This window comes from Mesorhizobium sp. PAMC28654 (genome assembly GCF_020616515.1).
Taxonomy (GTDB): domain Bacteria; phylum Pseudomonadota; class Alphaproteobacteria; order Rhizobiales; family Rhizobiaceae; genus Mesorhizobium.
The window spans coordinates 2,407,764-2,427,849 of sequence record NZ_CP085135.1 but is presented as its reverse complement, the minus strand read 5'-3'; the positions used below and the strand labels follow the sequence as shown (position 1 = coordinate 2,427,849).

The following is a 20,086-nucleotide window of genomic DNA, read 5'->3' as shown; positions in this document are numbered from 1 at the left end:
GTCAGGTCGATTTGGCGGCTGCGGCGTTCTTGATCGCACGGCGGATGCGGATGTAGGTCCCGCAGCGGCAGAGATTGCCGGCCATGGCCGCGTCGATGTCGGCATCGTCAGGCTGGGGATTGCTGTCCAGCAGCGCCGTCGCCGACATGATCTGGCCGGCCTGGCAGTAGCCGCATTGCGGCACCGCGACTTCCATCCAGGCCTGCTGCACCTTGGCGCCATTGGGTGTCTTGCCAATCCCTTCGATGGTGACGACAGCGCGGGTGCCGACATCGCCAATGGTCAGTTGGCAGGAACGCACCGGCTTGCCACCTACATGCACCGTGCAGACGCCGCATTGGGCGATGCCGCAGCCATATTTGGTGCCAACCAGATTGAGATGGTCGCGCAGCACCCAGAGAAGCGGCATCTCCTCCGGCACATCGACATCCAGCGATTGTCCGTTGATTGTGAGAGTGAGCATGTCTCCATCCCTGCCTGACGATGAAATCGACGCATCAACCGAATTTCATCGTCAGATAGGGGACCGAATGTCCACCAGTAGGGACCGTCCGTTCACATTCAGGGCATCGCTGCCGGCTGCTCCGAACGATCGGCAAACTGGAAGGATTATCGAAAAAGCCGCGAACAACCGGGCACGCGCGTTCGATTTGCGGTCTCTAGTGCACCACCGCCCGCAGTCTCTCCCGCAACTCGCGAGGCGCGACATCATACTTGCTCTTGAAGGCGCGAGAGAAGTGCGCGCTTGAATTGAAGCCGCAGGCAAACGCGATTTCCGAGATCGAGGCCGAGGCCCGCGCCGGCGACATCAGTTCTTCCTTGCTGCGTTCCAGCCGCCGGTCCCAGACGAAGCGTTCGAGTGTCATGCCTTCACCCTCGAAGGCGCGGTGCAGATAGCGCCGAGAGCAGCCCATGTGGCGTGCGATGTCCTCGGCCGAGAGGTTGCTGCGCGCCAGATTGGCGTCGATATAGGCGACGATCCGCTCGCGCAGGGCTTCGAGCGGCGTACGGCGAAATTCCGCCGCCATCGGCTTGTTGCGGATCAGGCCGTTGACGAGCTGGATCAGGCTTTCGCCGACACGCCGGCACCCGGCTTCGTCAAGCCGATGCGCCTCGCCAATCGCCATCTGCATGAGGCCGGACACGATATGCGTCAGGCTGTCGTCATTGCCGGGCAGCGGCATCGGCGCCGAAAGGCGGGCGAGCGTGTCGTCGCAGAAGGTCGAGCGCGGTACCTGCAGGATGAGCTGGTCGACATCGCTGAGGTTCTGGAAGGAATAGCTGCGCACCGGGTCGTAGATGATCGCCGATTGGGGACCGAGATCGACCGCGACCTGCTGCTGCTCGAAGCGGCTGCGACCGCTGATCTGCATCAGGATCTTGATCGCATCGGGGTCGAAACTGCGCCAGAACAGGCGGTCGTTGACGACCAGATGCGCGTTGGCCTTGATCTCGGACAACCTGCAGGCGCCAAGGTTGACGGAGACCAGCTTCGGTATCGATGGCACCGCGCCCCGCGAGAAGCGCTGGGTGATCGGGCCGAACAGCATGCGTGATGTGGACAGGAAAGCTTCGCCGTCGGCGACGCTTACATGATGGGCGGCGGCCTGCATTGGTTCCTCCTCCAAACAACCTCCCGTCTTGTCGCGGGATTGCGGCGCAAGGGCAATGCCCTCGATGGATATGGCGGGAAGTTAACATGCTAATCATCTTCCTCGCAACGGCTGAATAACTGTCATGGCTCGCCGTTGAGCTGGGCGGAAATCAAGCGCGCCGCCTTTGCCGCTGCTTGACCTTGGCTGGCCGCCATCGCATCGTCGACGCGCGAGACCGGCGAGGCCACGGCGAGAGTTCCGAGCGGGTAGCCATCCGCGCCGAGGATGGGCGCGGCGATGCTGTGCACGCCTTCTTCATAGCCCTGGGCGCTGCGCGAATAGCCGCGCGATGCCGCAAGCCGTATCGCCTCCATGAGCCTGTCGCGCCTCGTGACCGTATGCGCGGTGAACGCTTCCAGCGGCTTGTCGAGATAGGCGTCAACCGTCTCCGTGCGCGAGAAGCCGAGGAAGGCGATGCCGGACGCGGTGCCGTGCAGCGGCAGCACTTGGCCGACATCGACATTGACGCGGTTGGCCCTTGCCGAGAGTTCAACATGCACCGTCAGCAGGGCGCCGGCACTGAATTCCGACAGGTGCACGGTCTCGCCGGTTTCTACGGAGAGCTCTCGCACGATGGGCGCGGCGACGCGGACAAAGGGGAAGTGCGCGTCGCGGATACGGGCAAGCCGCGACAGCCCGGCGCCGAGGCGGTAGCGGCGGCTTGCCGGCTCCTGCTCGATGAGGCGATGGTCGGCAAGTGACACAAGCAGCCGCCTGGCCGTGGCCTTGTCGAGGCCGGCCTTGCGGGCAAGATCGGAGAGGCCGATTTCCGGTTCCGCCAGCGTGAACAGTTCCAGCAATGAAATCGCCTTGCCTACCGTGCTCATCCTGAATTCTCCGAGATACTTCGCGTGTGAATTAACTTGACAGGGGAAGATCCACCTTGCAGTCTGCCTATAACATACAAAACACCGGTTCAAATAATGAACCGTGTTGGGAACCAGATTTTCGCGCCCCATGAGCGATGGCGCACAAGGGAGAGTTTGCGCCGTGACGGCTGCCAGCAGAAAAGACACGGATCCCGTAACAATCAGCGACCTGCTCGACCGCGAGCAGCAGCGCTTCCGGTTGACGCATCCGCGTTCGGCCGCGGCCTGGGAAGAAGGCAAGCAGCATTTCCTCTATGGGGCACCGTCGCACTGGATGCGGCGCTGGGCCGGCGGTTTTCCGGTCTATCCCGCCGAAGCGAAGGGCGCCCATATCCGCGACATCGACGGGCACGACTACATCGACTTCGCCCTTGGCGACACCGGCGGCATGTGCGGCCACGCACCGGAAGCGGTCACCCGGGCCGCGCTGCACCAGTTGCAGAATGGCACGACGATGATGCTTCCCACCGAGGACAGCCTCTGGGTCGGCGCCGAGCTGCAGCGGCGCTTTGGTCTGCCCTATTGGACGTTCACCACTTCGGCGACCGACGCCAATCGCGGCGCCATCCGCATTGCCCGCATGATCACCGGTCGCGACAAGGTGCTGGTCTTCTCGGGCTGCTATCATGGCGGCGTCGAGGAGGCGCATGTCGAGATCCGTGACGGCCGCATCGGCATGCGCAACATGATCCATCCCAATGGCGTCGACCATTCAGCCGTCTCCAGGGTGGTTGAGTTCAATGATGTGGCGGCGCTCGAGGAGGCGCTTTCGCATGGCGACGTCGCCTGCGTGCTGACCGAACCGCTGATGACCAATTTCGGCATGATCCCGGTCGCGGACGGCTTCCACGCGGCACTGCGCGAGATCACCCGTCGCACCGGCACCGTGCTGATCATCGACGAGACGCACACGATCTCCAGCGGTCCGGGCGGTTATTCATCCGAGCACGGCCTGGAGCCGGATATTCTCGTGGCCGGAAAGGCCATCGCCGGCGGCATTCCGGCGGGTATCTTCGGTGTTTCGCGGGAGATCGCCGAGCGGCTGTGGGCGATCGTGCCGATGGTCAATCCGCGTGTGCGCCAGTCGGCGCATCTCGGCATCGGCGGCACGCTGGCCGGCAACGCGCTCACCGTCGCCACCATGCGCGCGGTGCTGGAAGAGGTGCTGACGCCAGCCAATTTCGAAGTGATGATCGGCAATGCCTCGCGGCTTGCCGAGGCCGCGCGCGGAATCATCGCAGCCAACGGCCTGCCTTGGCACGTGACACAGATCGGCGCCCGCGCCGAGATCATGTTCATGCCGCGTCCGCCAAGAAACGGCGCCGAGGTCATCGCCAGCCGGCGCGGCGATCTCGAGACGCTTCTGCACGCCTTCTACATGAACGAAGGTATTCTGGTGACGCCGTTCCACACCATGTTCCTGATGTGCCCTGCGACCACTTCGGCCGATGTCGATCGCCATACCGAGGTCTTCGAACGCTTCATCGCCCTGATCCGCGACGCGGGGGTTGCCTGAGAGATGGCGCGACCTTTCGACCTCGCGGGCAAGGTGGCATTGGTAACCGGCGGCGGGCGCGGCATCGGTGCGGCGATCGCCACCCGCTTCGCCGAAGCCGGGGCATCCGTCGTCATCGCCAACCGCACCGTTGATGTCTCGGAGGCGCTGGCAACGGAGCTATCCGGCCGCAAGCTCAGCGTGCGCTCTGTTCCGCTCGACGGCCTCGGTCGTACCGCCGTGCATGCCCTGGTCCACGATGTCGTTGATCAGTCCGGCAGGCTCGACATTGTCGTGCACAATGCCGGTGGCTGCCCCTGGGCCTCGATCGACGAGCTGGACGAGGACAAGCTCGAAGAGGCGTTGTCGCTCAACCTCAAGGCCTGCTTCTGGCTGGCCCAGGCGGCGGCTCCGGCCATGCGCCGGAACGGCTTTGGCCGCATCCTCGTCACGTCGTCCGTATCGGCCCGCGTGGCCATGGCCGGCGGCGCCCACTATTCGGCGGCCAAGGCGGGCGTAAACGCCTTCATAAGGGGTGCTGCCTTCGAATTCGCGCGTGACGGCATCACCGTCAACGGCGTCGAGCCGGGCTTCATCGCAAAGCCTGGTCGCGGCAAGATGAGCGCTCCGGAAATTGCCGACCGGCTCGCCCGCCACATCCCCGTTGGTCATCTCGGCGAGGCCGACGATATCGCCTTCGCCATGCTCTACCTCGCCTCGGAACAGGCTGGATACATGACCGGGCAGACGATGGTCGTCGATGGCGGTTCGACCTTGCCGGAAACCGGATTCGCGGTCGAGCGGCACTGGGGGCTGGCGTGAATAGGGCAGGAATGAGCGGGACCGGAATGAACCGCCGCCTCGCGGGCCGCAAGGCGCTGGTCACTGGCGCCGCCACCGGCATGGGCCGGGCGACCGCCGAACTGTTCGGGCGGCACGGCGCCGAAATCGTTGTCTTCGGCCTTGGCGGCGAAACGCTGGACGGCGCCGCCCAAGCCAGCGGCGGCACCGCCGTGCGCGGCGATATCACCAGCACCGCCGACGTGGCGCGTGCGATCGACGCCTGCGGCGGTCAGCTCGACATCGTCGTCAACGCGGCGGGACTGATGATCCTCGACGAACCGGAGAGCCTGAGCGACGAGACTTGGGCCCGCAGCTTCGCCGTCAACGTGACGGGCGCCATGATGGTCTGCCGCGCCGCACTGCCGCTGCTGAAACAGCGTGGCGGTTCGATCGTCAACATCGCCTCGGTCGGCGCGTTCAACGCCAGCGGCCAGAACGCCGCCTATTCGGCGAGCAAGGCCGCTCTCGTCTCCTACACCCGCTCACTGGCCTATGCGCACGGCCCCGACGGCATCCGCGCCAATGCGGTGGCGCCGGGCTGGGTGCGCACGCCGATGAGCGTGCAGGAGATGGAGGCGGCGGCGGCCGTCAACGGCTCGACGCCCGACGAAGAGTTCGCCGCGCTGACCGGCCGCATCGCGCTCAGGCGCGTGGCCGAGCCGGCGGAGATCGCGTCCTGCTGCCTGTTTCTCGCATCCGATGATGCCTCCTTCGTCACCGGCGCCGTGCTCGTCGCCGATGGCGGTGGCCGCGCACCGACGCAGAACAGGGCGGTCTGATGAAAACGGACCCATTGAAATCATCCGATCCGCCGCCGCTGGGCGCGGGCTGATCGTCGAGGGAGGAGAAAGACGAAATGCCTGACAGAAGTGCCGACCTGGTTCTCACCAATGGCCGCATCTACACACTGGATCGCAAGCGGCCATGGGCCACGGCGGTTGCCGTCAAAGGCGGGCGTATCGTGGCGGTGGGCGAGGCGGACGCCGTCGCCGGGCTGACCGGGCCGGCGACCGATATCGTCGACCTCAAGGGCGCCATGCTGATGCCCGGCATCGTCGACGTGCACGCGCATCTGATGATGGGCGGCCAGGCGGAGCTGTTCGAACTGCGCTTTCCTCCAACCGCAAGCTTCGAGACGCTGCTCCAGCGCGTTGCGGAGGCGGCCGCCAAGGCACCGGAAAACTCATGGATCATCGGAGGCCAGTGGGGCAGCGACCTCCTCCCGAAGCTGAACACGCTGGAGGCGCTGGAGGCATTCGACAAGGCCAGCCAGGGGCGGCCGGTGATGCTGCGCGACGACACTTATCATAACCGCTGGATCAATTCGGAAGCACTTCGCCTGGCCGGGGTTTCAGCCGCGACGCCCGATCCGGAAAAAGGCTCGATCGGCCGCGATCCCACCACCGGTGCACTGAGCGGCATGATGATCGAATCCGCTGCCGGTATCGTCGAAAGCACCATCGCCCGGTCTGGCCACTACACCGAGGAGATGGACCGGGTGGCGATGGCGCGGTCGATCGCCACGCTCAATTCCTACGGCGTCACCGCCTTCCTCGACGCCGCCGCCATGCAGCCCATCCTCGCCGCGCTGAAAGGCCTCGACGATCGCGGCGAGCTGACCGCCTGGTCGGTGTCGGCAATGCCGGCGGTTGAGCCGTCCTTCATGTTCGGCATTGCCGGCGACGAACTGATCGCGCTGCGCGATAAGTATCGCAGCGCTCATGCGAAGCCGGACTTCGTCAAGGTGTTCCTCGACGGTGTGCCGGGTGCCCGCACCGCCGCCTTCCATGAGCCCTATACGGACGATCCGATCCTTGGCTGCTGCTTTCGCGGCTCGACCATCGTCACCGTGCCGGAGCTGATCCGCTGGGTCGGCAAATGCGAAAAGCTCGGCCTCGGCGTGAAGATCCACTGCGCCGGCGATGCCGCCGTCAGCCAGGCGCTCGACGCCGTCGATGTCGTGCGCTCCTTCAATGGCCCGACGAAGCTGATCCACCACATCGCCCACGCCAGCTACATCGCGCCGGCCGACATTGCCCGCTTCGCCGAGCTTGGCGTTGCCGCCGATCTCTCGCCTTTCCTGTGGTATCCGACGAGCTTTCTCGAAGGCCACAAGCAGACGATGGGCGAGGCGCGGGCGCTGCGCTTCTGGCCGAACAAGGATCTGCTTGAGGCCGGCGCGCTGCTGGCCGGCGGTTCCGACTGGCCGGTCATGCCCAACCCCGATCCCTGGGATGGCATCGAGGGGCTGGTGACGCGCCGCAACCCGAGCGGTGAATTCAAGGGCGCGGCACTGTGGCCGGAGCAGGCGCTCGATGTCGCCACCGCGCTCGAGATCTTCACCATCAACTCGGCCCGCGCCATCGGTCTGGCCGACACGGTTGGCTCGATCGAGATCGGCAAGTCGGCCGACTTCATCAAGCTCGACCGCAACGTATTGGAAACGCCCTCCGATGAGATCGCCGACACCAAGGTGCTGACCACCTGGTTCGAGGGGAGGGTCGTCTATGAGCGGACCTGACGGCAGCCACGATGCGCCTGTTCCGGTGACGATCGTCACCGGCTTCCTCGGCTCGGGCAAGACCACGGTGCTCAACCGCTTGTTGCGTCGGCCGTCGCTTGCCGGGGCGGCCGTCATCATCAACGAGTTCGGCGCCATTGGGCTCGACCATCTTCTGATCGAGGCGAGCGAAGAGCAATTCACGCTGCTCGACAATGGCTGCGTCTGCTGCACGGTGCGTGGCGATCTGGTGGCGACGCTGAAGGAGCTCGACCGGCGCGGTCGTGCCGGTGAGGTGCCTGATCTCACCCACGTCATCATCGAGACGACGGGCCTCGCCGATCCCGCCCCGATCCTGCACACGCTGATGGCCGAGCCGGAGCTCGCAGGCCGCTATTTTGTCGCCGGCGTCGTCACCACCGTCGATGCTGTCAATGGCTGGTCGACGCTCGACCGGCATGCGGAGGCGGCCAAGCAGGTCGCGGTCGCCGACCGGTTGCTGGTCACCAAGACCGATCTGGTTTCGGGGGAGGCTCTGGGCGAATTGCAACACCGGCTGGCTCATCTTGCGCCGGCAGCAAGGCAAAGCCTGGCGCACAATGGCGAGCCGGATTTCGACATCATGGACAACCAGCACCTTGGCGCGGCGGTCGATCCGGACCGGGTCGCTGCCTGGCTGGACGTACCGGCCGCGGACCATGAATGCGGCGCGGATTGCGCTCACGAACATCACCATCACCATGGCCACGCCCATCACGGCATCCAGTCATACAGTTTCGTCATCGACGAACCCATCGAGTGGGCGGCCTTCGCCCGTTGGCTCGATTATGTCGCGGCGCTGAAGGGCGAGGACCTGCTGCGGTTGAAAGGCCTTGTGAATGTCACCGACGAGCCGGAGCGGCCGCTCGTCCTGCACGGTGTGCAGCATGTCTTCCATCCGCCGGTGCGGCTCGATGCGTGGCCATCCGACGACCGGCGCACGCGACTGGTCTTCATCGTGCGCGACATCGCGCGAGAGACCATCGCGCGGACATTGACGAAGTTCGCCGCCATCGACGCCGCCAGCATCCAGCGGCCGGTGCGCAACGCCGCGTGAACTTGAAAATGCATGAAGAAAAAATGGGAGTGTAGGACATGCAGTGGAAATCCAGCCTATTCGCAACAGCACTTGCCGGCATAAGCCTTGGCGCGATGATCGGGACGGCTTCTGCCGCCGGCCCGACCTGCAAGGACGGGACGATCAAGGTCGGCGCGGTGTCGACCATCACCGGTCCCGCCGATTTCAGTGAAGTGCCGAAGGCGACCAAGGCCGCCTTCGATGCCGTCAACGCCGCCGGCGGCATCAATGGCTGCAAGATCGATTACACCATCGCCGACGACAAGGCCGATCCGGCGGTGGCCGCGCAGGCGGCGCGCGACCTGATCGACAACAAGGAAGCGGTGGCGCTGGTTGGTTCGGGCAGCCTGCTCGACTGCGCGGTCAATTCCGCCACCTACAGCCGCAAGAAGATCCTCTCGGTGCAGGGCCTCGGCGTCGACGCCGCCTGCTTCTCCTCGCCCAATGTGGCGCCGGTCAATGTCGGACCCTACACGCTCTCCACCGCCATGGCCTACTACGCCGCCAATCAGCTGAAGAGCCAGAAGCTGTGCGCCTTCTTCATCATCATCGGCGGCACCCAGGAGGCCTACAAGAAGGCGATCGAGAACTGGGAGAAGATCTCGGGCAAGAAGATCCATCTCATCGACCTGACACTGCCCTTCCAGGGCGATCTGACGCCCTATGTCATCAAGGCGCGCGACGCCGGCTGCGACGCGGTGCTGACCAACCAGGTCGAACCGCAGGTTGTGCAACTGATCAAGACGGTCGATGCGCAGAAGATCACCGGCATCAACTGGCTGTTCCTGGCGCCGGGCTACACCGAGCAGGTCGCCTCGGCGCTCGCCGACACCAAACAGCCGATCTATGTCGGCACCGAATGGGAGCCCTTTACCGAGAAGAGCTCGGCCGCCAACGCGCAATGGGTGGCCGACATGCAGAAGGCCGGCCGGCCGCTGACCGCCTTCTCGCAAGGCGGCTATCTCGCCGCCCAGCTGTTCCTCAAGGTGGTGGCTTCCATTGACGGCGAGGTGACGCGCGAAAGCGTGACCAAGGCGCTGCACGATATGCAGCCGATCACCAATCCGCTTTCCGGCAGCGCTTACGTCTTCGGCAAGGCCAAGGTCCACTCGCCGATGCAGGCGACCAAGGTGATGAAGCTGGAAAAGGGCGCCTGGACGGTCGAGACGCCGGACTGGGTCGTGCTGCCGCAGGTAAAGTGAATGTCTTTCCGGCGTTGGCGCTGCCCCTCACCTGCCTGCCGGCATCCTCTCCCCGTATAGTGACGGGGAGAAGGGCGCTGTCGTCGACGGTTTCGCCAACCACCAACGCCGCAGGAAGAGTGCTGGCGTTGCGGACAGCCTCTTTCTCCCCGTCTCTACACGGGGAGAAATGCCCGGCAGGGCAATGAGGGGCGGCGCCGACTTCGAAAGTGTGGCGGACCATTTTTCAACCAGGACATCTGATGAACGCATTGCTCACATCCGCCGTGGCGGGACTGGCAGCCGGAGGTACCTATGCCTTGCTCGGCGTCTGCGCCGTCTTCACCTACCGGCTGGTCGCCGTGGTCAATTTCACCGGCGCCGCGATCGGCACGGCGGGAACCTTCGTGCTGATCGTGCTCTATGAAGCCGGCTTTCCGATCTGGCCGTTGGTGCTGGCCGGCATCGCCGCCGGCACGGTGGTCGGCGTTCTTATTGGCTACATCATGACACGGTGGTTCGGAGAGGCCAGCGCCTCGACCAAGGCGGCGGTCACCGTGGCGCTGCTGGTCGGCATCATCGCCATCGGGCTTCGGCTGACCGGGGGCCAGCATCCGCATAACATGCCGGAACTGTTTCCAGGCTCCGCCTTCCGCATGGCCGGCGTCGAGGTGACGATCGCCTCGGTGCTGACGATCGGGCTGGCGGCGCTGTTCACCATCCTTGCCGACCTGTTCCTCAACAACACCAAGGTCGGGCTCAATCTGCGCGCGCTGGCCGACCGGCCGATGGCGGCCGAACTGCTCGGCATCAGGGTGCAGCTGCTGTCGCTGCTGGTCTGGGGCATGACCGGCGCCTTCACCACCTTCGCGCTGATGATCATCGCGCCGCAGCGCTCGCCGAATTTCATGACGCTCAGCCTGCTCGTCGTGCCGGCGCTGGCGGCGGCCCTTGTCGGCCTGTTCCGCAGCTTCTGGCGCACGCTGGCCGGCGGCATCGTGCTTGGGCTGGTCGAAGGCATGGCAAGCTCGGTCGACAGCATCAGCCAGTACCGCAGCGCCATTCCGTTCCTGGTCGTGCTCGCCGTTCTGCTCTGGTCGCAACGGGAGGCCCGTTGGGATGAAGCACGCTAGTCTGAAGGCCTCGCTGATAGTCATCATCGCAGCGATCGTCCTTGGCGGCGTGATCGCCGGCCTGCTGCCGTCCTACTGGGTGTTCCTGGCCACCTCGGTGCTGATCACCGGCGTCGCGTTGCAGAGCCTGGGCCTCGTCGCCGGCCGCACCGGCATGATCGCGCTCTGCCAGATGTCGTTTGCCGGCGTGGGCGCCTGGACAGTCGGCTATCTTAACCTTGCCGAAGCGCCGGGCGGCTTGCCTGTCTGGATCCTCATCGGCGGGCTGGCGGCGGTGCCGCTCGGCGTCGCCATCGGCCTGCCGGCGCTGCGACTACGCGGCATCAACCTCGCCATCGTCACGCTGTCCTTCGCCACCGCCTTCGACACCATCCTGGCGACCATGACTTATCCCGGCCAGACCGATTTCCTGCAGGTGCTGCGACCGGAACTGTTCGACAGCGACGAGGGCTATTTCATCTTCGTGCTGCTGTTTTACGTCACCATTGCAGTCGCGCTCGAAATCCTCAGCCGCTCGCGGCTTGGCGCTTCCTGGCTGGCGGTGCGCCATTCCGAGCGCGCGGCAGCAGCCCACGGCGTCAGCATCGCCACCGCCAAGCTGTCGGCCTTCGCCATCTCAGCCTTTATCGCCGGCATTTCCGGCGGCCTGCTCGCCGGCTATCTCGGCACGCTGGTCTCCGAGAATTTCAGCATGATGCAGTCGCTGTCACTTTACGCCGTGGCGGTGATGACCGGCGCGCATTTCGCCGAAGGCGCCATCATCGGCGGGCTGCTGGTCGTCATGTTCCCCGAAATCCTGCGCCGGCTCGACCTGCCGCAGGACATCGGCAATGTACTGTTCGCCATCGGCGCCACGCAGGCGCTGTCGACCGGCGAGACGATGAGCGAGGCCTTTCGCCGGCAGTTGCGCAAGCTTTTGCCGGCACGCGTGAAGGCGGCTGCATCGGCGCCGGCAGGCGATCTGCCCGCCCTGGTAAGCCGCGCGGCCGGCCCGGCGCTCAGCATTGACAAGCTGACTGTGCGCTACGGCAGCGTGGTGGCGCTCGACGGCGTCAGCCTGACGGTTGCCGCCGGCACCGTCGCCGGCTTGATCGGCCCCAATGGCGCCGGCAAGTCGACCTTCATCGATGCCGTCGCCGGCTTCTTGTCGAGCTATGAGGGCAGCATCAAACTGGGCGGCAAGCCGCTCGAAGGCATGCCCGCGCATCTTGGACTTGCCCCGAAAAAGTGGAGAGTTTCCTTCTGATGAAAGGCGACCTCGATGACGAAACAGAGACAGTTTACGGATGCGTTCAAGGCGGAGGCGGTTGGCCTTGTGCGAACGAGCGGTCGGACGAAGCGGCAGATCGCGGAGGATCTTGGTGTTGGTTTCTCGACGCTGACGCGATGGATGGGTCGGCAGCTGGATCGTGAGATGGGCGATCCTGGGCGTCCGCCTGATGCTGATGTCGCCGCTGAATTGAAACGGCTGCGGCGGGAGAATGAAATCCTTCGGCAGGAGCGGGATATCTTGAAACGGGCGACGGCTTTTTTCGTCAAGGAGGGAAGTCGGTGAGGTTCGCGCTCATCGACCAGGCGAAGAAGGATTTCCCTGTGGACCGTTTGTGCGCGACGCTGGGTGTCAGCCCGAGCGGCTACTTTGCCTGGGGGCGCCGGCCGGCGTGCCGCCGGCAGCGCGACGACATGATAATGCTGGCGCATGTGCGATCGTCGTTCGCGCTGTCGAACGGAACCTATGGTAGCCCGCGCATGACGCGGGAACTGCAAGACAATGGCTTTGCCATTGGCCGGCGACGAACGGCGCGTCTGATGCGGGAGAATGGCCTCCAGGCAAGACAGAAGCGGCGGTTCAAGCGCACGACGGACAGCGAACACGCCTTTCCGGTTGCCCCCAATGTCATCGACCAGGATTTTGCCGCCACTGGTCCCAACCAGAAATGGGGTGCCGACATCTCCTACATCTGGACGCGGGAGGGCTGGTTGTACCTTGCTGTCGTCATCGATCTGTTTGCCCGCAAGGTCGTTGGCTGGGCTGCTGGCAACCGGCTACACCGCAGCCTGGCTCTGGCAGCGCTCAACAAGGCGTTCGTCATGCGGCAGCCGGAACCCGGCCTCATTCACCACTCCGACCGCGGCAGCCAATATTGTTCTATCGACTACCAAGCCGAATTGCGTGCCGCCGGCGTCATCATCTCAATGTCAGGCAAGGGCAATTGCTTTGATAACGCCATGGTCGAAACATTCTTCAAGACGCTGAAAACTGAACTGATCTGGCGCACCTCTTTCCTTACCCGCGCCGATGCCCAAGCCGCCATTGCCCGATATATCGACGGCTTCTACAATCCCATCCGGCGGCATTCCGCGCTCGACTACATCAGCCCGATGCAGTTCGAGCGAAACGCCGCCGAATGAGCAACCCGCTCTCCACTTTACCGAAGCAAGTCCATCTGCGTGCCCGCGAGGGTGTGCGCCGGACCTGGCAGACCAACCGCATCGCGCCGGAGCTCACCGTCGGCGGCTATCTGGCGCTGGCGGCCAAGGGCCTGTCGGCGAGCGAGACCAAGGCGATCCTCGGCTGGCTCGATTGTCCCGATCCAGACACGCTGGTGGTCTCGGTTGATGCCGGCACCAGGCGCCTGCTCGATGTCGCCGGCGTGGTCGCCGCGCGTCCAGCCGTGGTGCTGCTCGACGAGCCGGCGGCCGGCCAGTCGCATGAGGAGACATTCCGGCTCGGGCAACGCATCGCCGAGATCCCAAAGCTGTTCGGGTCGGCGGTGCTGCTGGTCGAGCACGACATGGATCTGGTGCGGACGGTTTGCTCGGAGGTCACCGTGCTGGACTTCGGCCGCGTCATCGCGTCCGGCCCACCGGCCAAGGTGCTCGACCAGGGTTCGGTGAAAAAAGCCTATCTCGGTATCGAGGAAGAGAGCGTCGCGGCATGAGCAAGCTCATCGTTTCCAACCTCTCGATCAACCGCGCCGAGCTGCCTGTCGTGTCGTCGCTCGACATATCGGTCGAAAGTGGCGCCATCAGTGTGGTGCTCGGCGCCAACGGTGCCGGCAAGACGACGCTGCTCGAAGGCCTGTCGGGCATCATCCCGATTGCCGGCGGCTCGATTGCCATCGATGGCCGCGAGATCCAGAAAGCGCGGCCGGGCGTGCGCTCGCGCGAAGGGCTGGCCCATGTCGAGCAAGGGCGCACTGTGTTCCGCCAACTCACCACCGAGGAGAACCTCAGGGTCAGTCTGCACGCTGGGTCCGACCTCACTGAGGCCTATGCGCTGTTTCCGGAGCTGGTGCAGCGCCGCACGGTCAAGGCCAGCCTTCTGTCGGGCGGCGAGCAGCAGATGCTGGTCATCGCACGCGCGCTTCTGACACGGCCCAAGGTGCTGCTCATCGACGAGATGTCGGCAGGGCTGGCGCCGGTCATCGTCACGCGGCTGATGAGCGCCGTGCGCAAGCTCGCCGACAATGGCCTGGCGGTGCTGCTGGTCGAGCAGTTCGCCGCACTGGCCCTTTCGATCGGCAACCGCGCCTATGTGATGCGGCGTGGCCGCGTCGTCCATGACGGCGATTGCATGCAACTGCTCAAGTCGCCGGACGAACTGCACCGGCTTTATCTCGGCGGATAGGGCGACCCCGCTCGCACCGATCGACGCATCCTGGCTGTGCGGATGCCTCGGTAGCTATGCCGCCGCGTCCAGCCGGTCGCGCAGCATGCTCCAGGGCAGCAGCATGTTTGGCGCGTGCCGTAGCAGGCCGTGGAACGGGATCGGCGACGGCGGCGCGAACGGAAGCGGCAAATCCCTGGCATTCGCGCCATCGGCCCAGTCCGCCAGCACCTTGCCCGTGGCCGTGGTCATCGCGATGCCGCGTCCATTGCAGGCAAAGCCCGCGATCAATCCTGGCCCGAGATCGACGAGGTGGGGCAGGAAGTCGGGTTCGACGGCGGCCATTCCCGACCAGCTATATTCGAGTGGCGGCAGTTCGGGCAAATCGAGATGCCTGCCAAGCCGCCGCCAGATCGTCTGCGGCACCCGCGCATCAGCGCCGGCGCCGAAGACATGCATGCCGCCTGATATCAGCCGGTTCGCGCTATCGAAGCGGAAGGTGAAAAGGTTGCGCCTGGTGTCGCCGACGCCTTGCCCGCCGGGAAGCAGCCGGCTGCGTATCGCGCTGGGCAGCGGCGCGGTCGCGATCTGGAAAACCTTCAGCGGAAAGTAGGTACGCGCGAGCGTCGGGTTGAGCGGCCCGCCATAGGCGTTGGTGGCGATCAGCACCTTTCCGGCGCGCACCGATCCCGCCGCTGTTTTCAGCATCCAGCCGTCCGCTATCCTGTCGATCGACATGACCCGCGAATGCTCGAATATCCGCGCGCCGGCCTTTTCCGCCGCGTCGGCGAGACCACCAGCATATTCGACCGGGTTGAGGACGCCGCCTGAGCGGTCCATCCAACCACCGATGTACCCGCGCGCGCCCGTCAGCGCCTCGGTCTCCCCTTCGTTCAGCGCGACGGCCGGCCTGCCGCGCCGCGCCCACTGGTCGGCGCGTGACTTGACCTTCTCCAGGGCAGAAGGGGAATGCGCCGGCTGTATCCATCCGTTCTGGAGCGCGTCGCACGCAATGCCGTGCCGCTTGATCAGATCGAAGACGAGGTCGGCGCTGCCCGCGGCGAAATCGATCAGGCGCTCGCCGCGTTCTGGACCGAGTTGAGCGATGATATTGACGGGGTCCATCCTGGCGAAGTTCGGCACGACGAAGCCGGCATTTCTGCCGGTTGCGCCCCAAGCGATGATCTCCGCTTCGAGAACGGCGACGGAGCGGCCTTTTTCGGCGGCATGCAAAGCCGTCGAAAGGCCGGAAAAGCCACCGCCGACAATTGCCAGGTCGACATCGAGAGCACCCGCGAGAGCAGGCCGCTTGCGGCGCTCACGGCTGACGGCATGCCAGAGCGATAGGCTATCCGTTCTGGAACCGGCCATGTCTTGCGTCACTTGACGGTGCCTTCGCCCGCGACCGCTTTCGCGGCTTTGCCGAACCGTGCGCGTCGCGGCATGTCGCCGAAAAGGCCGCCCGGCCTGACCAGAAGAATGACGCACAGCATCACACCAATAGCGGCGATCTGCAGGGCCGCCGCGCGCGCTTGCTGCTCGGGAGGGACCAGAACGCTCGTCACGGCTCCGGATCCGGCCCATATCGCCCAGACTAGGATGCTGCCGATGATGGCGCCCTTGTTGCTGCCCGAGCCGCCGACGATCAGCATCACCCAGACCTGGAAGGTCAGGATCGGCAGGTAATTGTCGGGTGCGATGAAGCCGATGAAATGCGCCTGCAAGGCACCGGCCAGCGCCATGATCGCGCCGCCGACGGCGAAGGCCTGGACACGGTAGAACCGTGCGCTCTTGCCCAACGATATCGCCGCCCGTTCATCCTCGCGCAGTGCCTTCAGCACGCGCCCCCAAGGGCTGCGCGACAGATGTTCCAGCGCCAGATAGACGATAAGCGTCACCGCCGAAACCACGGCAAGGTTTGACAGGTTGAACAGCAGGGGCGTTTCGGCAAGCTCGCCGAAGGGGCGCGGGATGAAGCCGATGCCGAAGGGGCCGCCGGTCAGCCTCTGGGCATTCAGCGCGACGAGTTGCACGACGACGGCGACGCCGAATGTGGTGATCGCCAGATAGTCCGATCTCAGGCGCAGGGTGGCCATGCCGGTGATGGCGGCCGCGATGCCGCCAACGATCATCGCGCCAAGCCAGCCGATGATGATCGGCAGGCCGAAGCCTCCCAGCCGGGCGACGTCTTCCGGCGTGGTCAACAAAGCGGAAGTGTAGGCGCCGATCGCGACGAAGCCGGCGAGGCCGACATTGAAAAGGCCGGTCAGCCCCCACTGCAGATTGAGCCCGAGCGTGATCAGCGAAAACATCAGCGCGGTCGTCAGGAAGAACGCTCCGTAGCCGAGAAGATCCATTATCGTTCCCTCACGCCGAAGATGCCGAAAGGCCGCACGAACAGCACCGCCATCAGGATGATGAAGGCGACGGCGGCGCGCCATTCAGCGCCGATCAGCTGCACCGCGCCAGCCTCCGCGAGGCCGATGATCAAGCCACCGAGAACGGCGCCTGGAATGCTGCCGATGCCGCCGAGGATGGCGGCCGCGAACATTGGCAGCAGCATGTCGAAACCCATGAACGGGCGGATCTGCACGAGAATGCCGATCATGACGCCGGCGACGCAGGCCAGCGCCCCACCGATGATCCAGGTCATGCGAACGACGCGTGCGACGTCGATGCCGACGATACGCGCCAGCGCCGCGTTCTGGCTGAACGCCTGCATGGAGCGGCCGGCCTGCGTGCGCGTCATCAGCATATGCACGCCGAACACAAGGACGGCGGTGAGCAGCAGAAGGGCGATCTGGTCTGGCGTGATGCGGATACCCCAGCCGACCGGCATGGCGATCTGGATGGCACGGCTGAAATAGGTCGGACGCGAGGTGAAGATGAATTCGAGCAGGCTTCGGAGCGCCATCGAGGCGCCAAAGCTTGCCATCACCACGATGATCGCCTGCCCCTGCGTCCGCAGCCGCGAGAACAAGACCTTGTCGAGCAGCAGCGCCAGCAGCGCCGTGAACGCCATGCCGATGATGACGGCCGCGATCAGCGGCCAGCCGAAGGAGAGCGGCGCGATGGGCGCAACCTTGCCGAACACCGCGCCGATGGCGCTGACGACGGCGAGCGTCGCATAGGTGCCCCAGGCCATGAAGTCGCCATGGGCGAAGTTCGAGAAGCGCAGGATGGAATAGGTGAGCGTCACGCCGATGGCGCCAAGGCCGATCATCGACCCCGTCAGCAGTCCGTCGACGACAAATTGCAGGTTCATGCCTCGCCGCCTTTGTCAAAGTGCTGGGCTTTTTCAGACTCCGGGGCTTCGGGGTTGAGGCGGCGTTGGCCAAGATAGAGTTCGGCGACCACCGGATCGTTCCAGAGTTCGGAAGCAACGCCTTCGTGCCGGTCCTTGCCCTCGACCAGCACGTAAGCGCGATCGCCGATGGCAAGTGCTGCCTTGGCGTTCTGCTCGACCAGGAGGATGGTGACGCCGGATTTGCGGATACCAGCCAGCATTTCGAAGACCATCGACACGAATTTCGGCGACAGGCCGGCCGAAGGCTCGTCAAGCACGAGCACCTTCGGGTGCACGACCAACGCCCGCGCCACGGCGAGCATCTGCCGCTGTCCGCCCGACAAATTGCCGGCGGCGGTCCTGCGCTGGCGCACGAGATCGGGAAAAGCCTCGTACATTTCGTCGATGCGGGCAGGGATATCGCGCGGCTTCAGGATGCCGCAGGCGACCTTCAGATTGTCCTCGACCGACATCAACGGAAAGATGTTTTCGGTCTGCGGCACGAAGGCAAGCCCGAGGCGGACCATCATGTGGGCGGGAGCCGCCGTGATATCCTTGCCATCCAGAAGGACGGTGCCGCCGGTGATCGGGACAAGGCCGGCGATCGCCTTGATCAGGCTCGACTTGCCGGCGCCGTTGGGGCCGAGGACGACGACGATCTCGCCCTTTCTGACAGTGATCGACGCGCCGCGCACGATCGGCACGCCAGGCTCATAGCCAGCAACGAGATCGCGGACGTCGAGGACGGTTTCGCTCATGCCGCTGCCGCCCCTCCGAGATAGGCCTCGATGACGCGCGGATCGCGCGCCACCTCATCGGCCGTGCCTTCGCAGAGCAACTGGCCGCCGGCCATGACGAGGACGCGGTGGCAGAGCCGCGTCACCATGTCGATGTTGTGCTCGATCAGCAGGAAGGTGATGCCTCGGGCATTGATGTCACGGATACGGTCGATGATGACTTCGAGCAGTGTTGCGTTGACGCCGGCCGCCGGCTCATCGAGCAGGATGATCGCCGGATCAGCCATCATCACCCGGGCGAGTTCAAGCAGCTTGCGCTGGCCGCCGGACAACACGCGCGCCGGCTCGTGGGCGAGACGGGCAAGGGCGACGAGTTCGAGCAATTCGCAAGCCTTTGTCTCGGCGGCTTTCTCCTCGGCGGCAACCCGCCAAGGTGTGACGAAGTTGGCGAGCAGCCGCTCTCCGGATTGCCCCTGCGCGGCAAGCACGACGTTCTCGATCAGCGTCAGATTGGGTAGGGGGCGGGGGATCTGGAACGTGCGGCCAAGGCCACGGCCGATGCGGCGATGCGCGGCTTCGCCCGACACGTTGACGCCGTTGAGGAGGATTTCGCCGCTGGTCGGCAGAATACTGCCGGCCAGCAGGTCGAACATCGTGGTCTTGCCGGCGCCGTTCGGGCCGATGAGGCCGAGTATCTCCCCCTGGCGGACCTCGAATGAGACATCGTTGACCGCGACCAGCCCGCCAAAGCGCCGGACGACGTTTTTCGCCGTCAGAACCGGCGCGTGGAGTCCTCCTTCGATCGTCTCGCTCATGCATCCCTTTGGATGAAGCGGTCTTTGCCGCCTTCGTGTTTTTGATCTGTGATCACACTTGCTTTGATCACGCTAATCGGCTTTAATTTCATCCGCAAGCCGAAAACGGGGCCGGGAATGCAAAAGGCTGCCATCGAAAAGAACAATGGGTCGATCGCGGCCCAGCTCACGCCGGTCGGCCGCGAGACAGTGCAGGACCGTGTCTATTCCGAACTGCGCCGGGCATTGATCGGCGGCCTCTTCGAGCCAAGCCAGGTCCTGACCATCCGTGGTCTCGCCGAGGCGCTGGTCACCTCGACGATGCCGGTGCGCGAGGCGCTGGGGCGGCTGATCACGGAAAAGGCGCTGGAGGCGCTTCCCAACCGGTCCGTGAGGGTGCCTCCGATCACATTGGAGCGTATGGACGACCTCTTGCGCGCCCGCTCCCTCATCGAGGGCGAAGCGATCGCGCTTGCCGCCACGCGCATGAGCCCGCGCCAGATCGCGTCCATCGAAGCCCTGCTCGGCGAGTGGGACGAGATGCGCGCGCTGAAGCAAAAGAAAGACATCGATCGCGAAGCCACGCTCAACCAGAGCTTCCATTTCGAAATCTACCGCTGTTGCGGTTCTGCCGTGCTGATCCCGATGATCGAAAGCCTCTGGCTCCAGTCCGGGCCCTGCATCCGCGTTGCGATCTATGCCTTTTCCGAGGCCGGCGAGGTCGATACCGCCCACTATCACCGTGGCATCGTCGCGGCGCTCGCCAAGCAGGATGCGCAGGCCGCGCGCGAGGCGCTGGTGGCTGACATCAGTCGCCCCTTCGCCTTCCTGCGCGACAAACTCCAATCCGCGAAGGACTGAATATC

18 protein-coding genes and 2 pseudogenes are annotated in these 20,086 nt (G+C 64.9%); 12 read left to right on the top strand and 8 right to left on the bottom strand.

From position 1 onward, the window contains the following. Nucleotide 1: 1 nt before the first annotated feature. The 3 genes from LGH82_RS12205 to LGH82_RS12195 form a co-directional block, all read right to left on the bottom strand. The gene (locus LGH82_RS12205; RefSeq protein WP_227348720.1) at nt 2-463 is read right to left on the bottom strand and encodes a (2Fe-2S)-binding protein; all 462 of its coding nucleotides are present in this window, start codon (nt 461-463) and stop codon (nt 2-4) included. Between the two features lie 196 nt (nt 464-659). Beyond that, entirely contained in the window at nt 660-1,613 is a 954-nt protein-coding gene (locus tag LGH82_RS12200; protein WP_227348719.1) for a helix-turn-helix domain-containing protein, read from the bottom strand. Between the two features lie 122 nt (nt 1,614-1,735). Further along, nucleotides 1,736-2,482: an IclR family transcriptional regulator gene (locus LGH82_RS12195; protein WP_227348718.1), complete on the bottom strand. Its 747-nt coding sequence runs from the start codon at nt 2,480-2,482 to the stop codon at nt 1,736-1,738. Between the two features lie 163 nt (nt 2,483-2,645). Here LGH82_RS12195 and LGH82_RS12190 point away from each other — a divergent pair, with 163 nt between their 5' ends. From LGH82_RS12190 to LGH82_RS12140, 11 genes and pseudogenes are all read left to right on the top strand, one after another. Beyond that, complete coding sequence (locus LGH82_RS12190; protein WP_227348717.1) at nt 2,646-4,040, top strand: transaminase; 1,395 nt, start codon at nt 2,646-2,648, stop codon at nt 4,038-4,040. Between the two features lie 3 nt (nt 4,041-4,043). Beyond that, nucleotides 4,044-4,841: an SDR family oxidoreductase gene (locus LGH82_RS12185; protein ID WP_227348716.1), complete on the top strand. Its 798-nt coding sequence runs from the start codon at nt 4,044-4,046 to the stop codon at nt 4,839-4,841. A gap of 26 nt (nt 4,842-4,867) precedes the next feature. After that, the gene (locus LGH82_RS12180) at nt 4,868-5,641 is read left to right on the top strand and encodes an SDR family NAD(P)-dependent oxidoreductase (RefSeq protein ID WP_227348715.1); all 774 of its coding nucleotides are present in this window, start codon (nt 4,868-4,870) and stop codon (nt 5,639-5,641) included. Nucleotides 5,642-5,718: 77 nt separating this feature from the next. Further along, the gene (locus LGH82_RS12175) at nt 5,719-7,383 is read left to right on the top strand and encodes an amidohydrolase (RefSeq protein ID WP_227348714.1); all 1,665 of its coding nucleotides are present in this window, start codon (nt 5,719-5,721) and stop codon (nt 7,381-7,383) included. Beyond that, on the top strand, nt 7,370-8,458 hold the full coding sequence (locus LGH82_RS12170) for a CobW family GTP-binding protein (RefSeq protein WP_227348713.1): 1,089 nt from the start codon (nt 7,370-7,372) through the stop codon (nt 8,456-8,458). The genes LGH82_RS12175 and LGH82_RS12170 overlap by 14 nt, the downstream gene beginning before the upstream one ends. A 38-nt stretch (nt 8,459-8,496) precedes the next feature. After that, the gene (locus tag LGH82_RS12165) at nt 8,497-9,681 is read left to right on the top strand and encodes an ABC transporter substrate-binding protein (RefSeq protein ID WP_227348712.1); all 1,185 of its coding nucleotides are present in this window, start codon (nt 8,497-8,499) and stop codon (nt 9,679-9,681) included. A gap of 242 nt (nt 9,682-9,923) precedes the next feature. Beyond that, on the top strand, nt 9,924-10,793 hold the full coding sequence (locus LGH82_RS12160; protein ID WP_227348711.1) for a branched-chain amino acid ABC transporter permease: 870 nt from the start codon (nt 9,924-9,926) through the stop codon (nt 10,791-10,793). Next, a pseudogene (locus LGH82_RS12155) lies at nt 10,780-11,997 on the top strand (ABC transporter permease subunit); the annotation flags it as partial. The gene LGH82_RS12160 and the pseudogene LGH82_RS12155, both read left to right, overlap by 14 nt. A 57-nt stretch (nt 11,998-12,054) precedes the next feature. Next, a protein-coding gene (locus tag LGH82_RS12150) for an IS3 family transposase (RefSeq protein WP_413771365.1) occupies nt 12,055-13,205 on the top strand; the annotation gives its coding sequence in 2 pieces (ribosomal slippage) (nt 12,055-12,319 and nt 12,319-13,205; 1,152 coding nt in all). A 38-nt stretch (nt 13,206-13,243) separates the two neighbouring features. Continuing rightward, nucleotides 13,244-13,735, top strand: a pseudogene (locus LGH82_RS12145) (branched-chain amino acid ABC transporter ATP-binding protein); the annotation flags it as partial. Beyond that, nucleotides 13,732-14,424: an ABC transporter ATP-binding protein gene (locus tag LGH82_RS12140; protein ID WP_227348709.1), complete on the top strand. Its 693-nt coding sequence runs from the start codon at nt 13,732-13,734 to the stop codon at nt 14,422-14,424. The pseudogene LGH82_RS12145 and the gene LGH82_RS12140, both read left to right, overlap by 4 nt. A gap of 54 nt (nt 14,425-14,478) precedes the next feature. On the opposite strand, the gene LGH82_RS12135 is transcribed toward LGH82_RS12140, so the two are convergent. The 5 genes from LGH82_RS12135 to LGH82_RS12115 are packed head-to-tail and all read right to left on the bottom strand — an operon-like array spanning nt 14,479 to nt 19,241. After that, nucleotides 14,479-15,774, bottom strand: coding sequence for an NAD(P)/FAD-dependent oxidoreductase (locus LGH82_RS12135; protein WP_227348708.1), 1,296 nt, complete (start codon nt 15,772-15,774; stop codon nt 14,479-14,481). An 8-nt stretch (nt 15,775-15,782) separates the two neighbouring features. Continuing rightward, complete coding sequence (locus LGH82_RS12130) at nt 15,783-16,763, bottom strand: branched-chain amino acid ABC transporter permease (protein WP_227349560.1); 981 nt, start codon at nt 16,761-16,763, stop codon at nt 15,783-15,785. After that, complete coding sequence (locus LGH82_RS12125) at nt 16,760-17,668, bottom strand: branched-chain amino acid ABC transporter permease (protein WP_227348707.1); 909 nt, start codon at nt 17,666-17,668, stop codon at nt 16,760-16,762. The genes LGH82_RS12130 and LGH82_RS12125 overlap by 4 nt, the downstream gene beginning before the upstream one ends. Beyond that, entirely contained in the window at nt 17,665-18,447 is a 783-nt protein-coding gene (locus tag LGH82_RS12120) for an ABC transporter ATP-binding protein (RefSeq protein ID WP_227348706.1), read from the bottom strand. Before LGH82_RS12120 ends, LGH82_RS12125 begins: the two co-directional genes overlap by 4 nt. Then, nucleotides 18,444-19,241, bottom strand: a complete 798-nt coding sequence (locus LGH82_RS12115) for an ABC transporter ATP-binding protein (RefSeq protein WP_227348705.1) — start codon at nt 19,239-19,241, stop codon at nt 18,444-18,446. The genes LGH82_RS12120 and LGH82_RS12115 overlap by 4 nt, the downstream gene beginning before the upstream one ends. 117 nt (nt 19,242-19,358) lie before the next feature. Here LGH82_RS12115 and LGH82_RS12110 point away from each other — a divergent pair, with 117 nt between their 5' ends. Beyond that, nucleotides 19,359-20,081 (top strand): GntR family transcriptional regulator, encoded by a 723-nt coding sequence (locus LGH82_RS12110; RefSeq protein ID WP_227348704.1) that lies wholly within the window; start codon nt 19,359-19,361, stop codon nt 20,079-20,081. Nucleotides 20,082-20,086 lie beyond the last annotated feature (5 nt).

What these genes read in the sequence shown, in the direction of transcription:
- LGH82_RS12205 (WP_227348720.1), bottom strand. Translation starts at nt 463, where the DNA reads ATGCTCACTCTCACAATCAACGGACAATCGCTGGATGTCGATGTGCCG.
- LGH82_RS12200 (WP_227348719.1), bottom strand. Translation starts at nt 1,613, where the DNA reads ATGCAGGCCGCCGCCCATCATGTAAGCGTCGCCGACGGCGAAGCTTTC.
- LGH82_RS12195 (WP_227348718.1), bottom strand. Translation starts at nt 2,482, where the DNA reads ATGAGCACGGTAGGCAAGGCGATTTCATTGCTGGAACTGTTCACGCTG.
- LGH82_RS12185 (WP_227348716.1), top strand. Translation starts at nt 4,044, where the DNA reads ATGGCGCGACCTTTCGACCTCGCGGGCAAGGTGGCATTGGTAACCGGC.
- LGH82_RS12180 (WP_227348715.1), top strand. Translation starts at nt 4,868, where the DNA reads ATGAACCGCCGCCTCGCGGGCCGCAAGGCGCTGGTCACTGGCGCCGCC.
- LGH82_RS12175 (WP_227348714.1), top strand. Translation starts at nt 5,719, where the DNA reads ATGCCTGACAGAAGTGCCGACCTGGTTCTCACCAATGGCCGCATCTAC.
- LGH82_RS12170 (WP_227348713.1), top strand. Translation starts at nt 7,370, where the DNA reads ATGAGCGGACCTGACGGCAGCCACGATGCGCCTGTTCCGGTGACGATC.
- LGH82_RS12165 (WP_227348712.1), top strand. Translation starts at nt 8,497, where the DNA reads ATGCAGTGGAAATCCAGCCTATTCGCAACAGCACTTGCCGGCATAAGC.
- LGH82_RS12160 (WP_227348711.1), top strand. Translation starts at nt 9,924, where the DNA reads ATGAACGCATTGCTCACATCCGCCGTGGCGGGACTGGCAGCCGGAGGT.
- LGH82_RS12140 (WP_227348709.1), top strand. Translation starts at nt 13,732, where the DNA reads ATGAGCAAGCTCATCGTTTCCAACCTCTCGATCAACCGCGCCGAGCTG.
- LGH82_RS12135 (WP_227348708.1), bottom strand. Translation starts at nt 15,774, where the DNA reads ATGGCCGGTTCCAGAACGGATAGCCTATCGCTCTGGCATGCCGTCAGC.
- LGH82_RS12125 (WP_227348707.1), bottom strand. Translation starts at nt 17,668, where the DNA reads ATGAACCTGCAATTTGTCGTCGACGGACTGCTGACGGGGTCGATGATC.
- LGH82_RS12120 (WP_227348706.1), bottom strand. Translation starts at nt 18,447, where the DNA reads ATGAGCGAAACCGTCCTCGACGTCCGCGATCTCGTTGCTGGCTATGAG.
- LGH82_RS12115 (WP_227348705.1), bottom strand. Translation starts at nt 19,241, where the DNA reads ATGAGCGAGACGATCGAAGGAGGACTCCACGCGCCGGTTCTGACGGCG.
- LGH82_RS12110 (WP_227348704.1), top strand. Translation starts at nt 19,359, where the DNA reads ATGCAAAAGGCTGCCATCGAAAAGAACAATGGGTCGATCGCGGCCCAG.